The 4,018-nt window shown below is 42.3% G+C and carries 2 protein-coding genes; both read left to right on the forward strand.

The window, feature by feature from the left end; all coding sequences use genetic code 11:
* Nucleotides 1–2,693: PAS-domain containing protein (locus L650_RS0116425; protein WP_029773779.1), on the forward strand; the 2,693-nt coding region annotated here is incomplete at its 5' end.
* 101 nt (nucleotides 2,694–2,794) lie between these two features.
* A protein-coding gene (locus L650_RS23885) for an IS3 family transposase (protein ID WP_128081053.1) occupies nucleotides 2,795–4,018 on the forward strand; the annotation gives its coding sequence in 2 pieces (ribosomal slippage) (nucleotides 2,795–3,146 and nucleotides 3,146–4,018; 1,225 coding nt annotated over the 2 pieces). This gene is flagged as partial in the annotation.

The following is a 4,018-nucleotide window of genomic DNA, read 5'->3' on the forward strand; positions in this document are numbered from 1 at the left end:
CTGCCGCGGCCATAATTTGTTTACCACGACAATTTCATGTCACCGTGGTAGATAACCAAGACAAACGCCATTTATTTACTGCTCGTTGGGCTTTTCCGCTGTATTTATTACTCACCGCCGCGATGATAATTCCTATTGCTACTGCCGCAATTCACCCAAGTATTGGTAGCAGTTTTTCACCCGACAGCTTTGTATTAGCACTACCGCTTATTCACGACCAAGCTTTTTTAAGTACCTTTGTATTTATTGGCGGGNCCGCCATGATAGTGGTGGCCACACTTACGCTTAGCACCATGATCTCTAACGATGTAGTGCTGCCGCTTATGCTACGCCGTAAATTTAAGCGCAACTTAATTACCAGCAGTTATAAATCGCAAATTTTATTAGTTAGGCGCTTTACCATAGCCGGCATACTTATATTGGCTTATTTTTATCAGCAATGGTTTGGCCATGGTAGTGCGCTGGCCAGTATGGGGCTGGTGGCATTTTCGTTAGTAACGCAGCTGCTCCCGGCTATTGTGGGCGGACTTTACTGGCGAAAAGGCCATGCTTATGGTGTATATGCGGGGCTATTAGCGGGTTTTATTTGTTGGGTATTATTTTTAATGATGCCAATTTTAGATGCCGGTAGCGCGCTTGATAGCGAGCTTCAGCAAACCCTTATTACACGCGGCACTCTGATTGCCTTATTTGCTAATATTGGTTGTTATATTAGCTTTTCGTTAGGGGCAGAAGAGCGCTTGATAGACAAAATTCAGGCGGCTGCATTTGTTAACCCTAAAGATCAGGCTATTTTATCGCGCCGCTTAAACAAAAATGTTAAAGCCACGGTTTACGACTTTAAAATACTGCTGCAAACCTTTTTAGGTATTCAGCGTAGCCAACAAGTACTGGCGCACTTTTCACTTTCGCACCAGCTAAGTGACAATAATGCCCACCCCGAGCCCGAATTTATAGCCTACTGCGAGCGTGCGTTAACTGGGGTGTTAGGGGCGTCTTCGGCGCAGGCGCTAATCCGTACGGTTTCATCGGGAAAACGTATGGCCTTTGAAGAGGTGGTTAACTTTTTTGATGAAACCACACAAGCATTGCAGTTTAACCAAAACCTGTTGTATACCTCGCTCGAAAATTTAAGCCATGGTATTTCGGTGGTCGATAAAGATTTAAAACTGGTGGCATGGAATAAGCGCTACAGCCAAATGTTTGGCTACCCCGACGGCTTTTTAGAAGTGGGGCAACCCATAGAAGATATAATAAGGTACAACGCAGTACGCGGTGAATGTGGCCCAGGCGAAATAGAGCGCCAAGTAGAAAAACGCGTTCAGCATTTAAAAAATGGTAGCTCGCATCACTTTATTCGTCACCGCCGTAATGGCCAAGTGTACGAAATGATAGGTAACCCCCTACCCGATGGCGGCTTTGTAACGAGTTTTTCAGACATTACAAACCATATAAGTACGCAAAATGCGCTTGAAGAAATTAACATGGATCTTGAAAACCGCATTGAAGCGCGAACCCAAGAAGTGCAAACCATTAATAAAGACTTACAAGCACAAATAGATAGCCGAGTAAAAACAGAGCAAGCACTTACTTTAGCCAAGCGCGAAGCAGAGCAAGCCAACGACAGTAAAACGCGATTTTTAGCACTGGCTAGCCACGATATTTTACAGCCTCTTAACGCGGCGCGTTTATACCTTGCCGCCATTGATGAAAAGCAGCTTGATACAACTAACCAAAATAGCTTTAATAAGCTTGGCCACAGTTTAGACTCAACCGTGCATTTAATGTCGGCCTTACTAGAAATTGCCAAGTTAGAGCAAGGCGCAATGACCCCAACTCCACGGCACTTTTGTATAAACGATATACTTATGCCACTGCAAAGCGAGTACGCTATTTTATCAAGCGATAAAGGCTTAAAACTAACCGTGCGTTCAAACGCACAAATTGTGCATAGCGACATTACCTACTTGCGCCGAATTATACAAAACTTGGTGTCTAATGCGGTTAAATACACTGAAACAGGGCGAGTATTAATAGCGTGCAGAAACCGTAAACATAATTTACGTATAGAAGTATGGGACACCGGCCCAGGTATTAGCCAAATAGAACAAGCTAAAATATTTAACGACTTTTACCGTATAGAAGCCGGTGATAACAAAGGCGTTGGTTTAGGGCTTGGCGTTGTAAAACGTATGGCCGATTTACTTAGCTTAGAGCTTGATGTGCACTCTGAGCCCGGTAAAGGCAGCCGCTTTAGTATTGAAGTACCCTATGGCGATGCGCAGTTTGTACAACAAAAAGCAACGGCCAGCAGCTTAGTAGAAAACCGCGCCGCGATTAACATAGTCGCGGTAGACGATGACCCCGAAAACCTAGCAGCAATGGCCAGCTTACTTAAAAAGTGGCAAGCCAATTACACCTTGTTTGACGATGTAAATAAAGTACTCGCGCACGCTAAACAGCACGCAGCGCCCGATGTAATTTTAATGGATTACCAATTAGGTAATGATTGCGATGGTATTTCGCTTATAAAAACACTGCGTGATACATGGCAAAGCGAAGTGCCCGCCATACTTATAACCGCCGTACGCGACACCGAGCTTAAACAAGAAACCAAAGCGGCTAATATACATTATTTAAGTAAGCCTATTAAGCCAGGTAAGCTTAAAGCTTTACTTAATCACAGCACGTAATAGCCAATTAGCAGCAAAAAATAAGCCCAGCATTAGCTGGGCTTATTTATGTGCTTAACTGTCTTGTCCTGAAATGTGTTTACACATTTAGGACTTATTTTATGAAAACCACTAAAATTAAAGACGTTAAGCGTACTCAGCGAGATTATACATTAGGCTTTAAATTATCTATTGTTGAGCAAGTAGAAAAAGGCGACTTCACCTATAAACAAGCGCAAAGTCATTACGGTATTCAAGGCCGCAGTACCGTTCTGGTATGGCTGCGAAAACATGGTAAATTAGATTGGTCTAAACCAACTTATATAGCCAACATGCCTAAATCGAAAGAAACCCCAGCACAAAAAATTAAACGTTTAGAGCGCGAGATAGAAGAGTTACGCCTAAAGGATTTAATCAAAGATGAAATGATTAATATTATGGATGAAGAATATGGAGCGGGCTTGCGAAAAAAGTACATATCCGAGCTATCACGCGCGCAAAAGAAAACCATCAAATAAAGCTTACTCCGTTATGCCGTGCATATGGCGTAACGCGACAAGGTTACTATCAAGCTATGCGCAGAATAGATGCTCGGAATAAAGAATTGGAGCCAGTCAAAGAATTAGTGATGTACTGGCGGCAATTCATGCCTCGTATTGGTGGGAAGAAACTTTATCTGATGATAAAGCCAGACCTGCAAGAGCGTGGCATTAAACTAGGTCGTGATTGTTTTTTTGATTATTTGAGAGAGCATGACTTTCTTGTAAAACCAAAGAAAAATTACACTAAAACAACAAACAGTAACCATTGGATGCGCAAGCATCCCAATTTACTAAAGGAATACATGCCTACTGCGGCCGAGGAAGTCTTCGTTAGTGACATTACATACGTAAAGTCAGCGCAAGGCGTGCATTACCTATCGTTAGTCACTGATGCTTACAGTCGAAAAATAATGGGTTATGAGCTGAGTGATGAAATGAAAGCAACCGATGTAGTCAGAGCATTAGAAATGACAATTAAGCAACGCGTATATAAACGTGATGCCATTCATCATTCAGATAGAGGTTTACAATATTGCTCTGAAGTATATCAAAATGCGCTATTAAAAGAGGGCATTAGACCATCGATGACCGATGGGTATGACTGTTATCAAAACGCATTAGCAGAGCGTATTAACGGGATATTAAAGCAAGAGTTTTTACTGTATAAATGTCGCAATATGGCAGAGTTAAAACAGCTCGTTGAAGAATCGATATTTATATACAATGAAATGCGACCGCACTTAAGTTTGGATATGAAAACACCAAATCAAGTGCATAAAAAAGACCTGGCGCTTTCGCACCAAG

This window comes from Pseudoalteromonas sp. TB51 (assembly GCF_000498055.1).
GTDB classification, from domain to species: domain Bacteria; phylum Pseudomonadota; class Gammaproteobacteria; order Enterobacterales; family Alteromonadaceae; genus Pseudoalteromonas; species Pseudoalteromonas atlantica.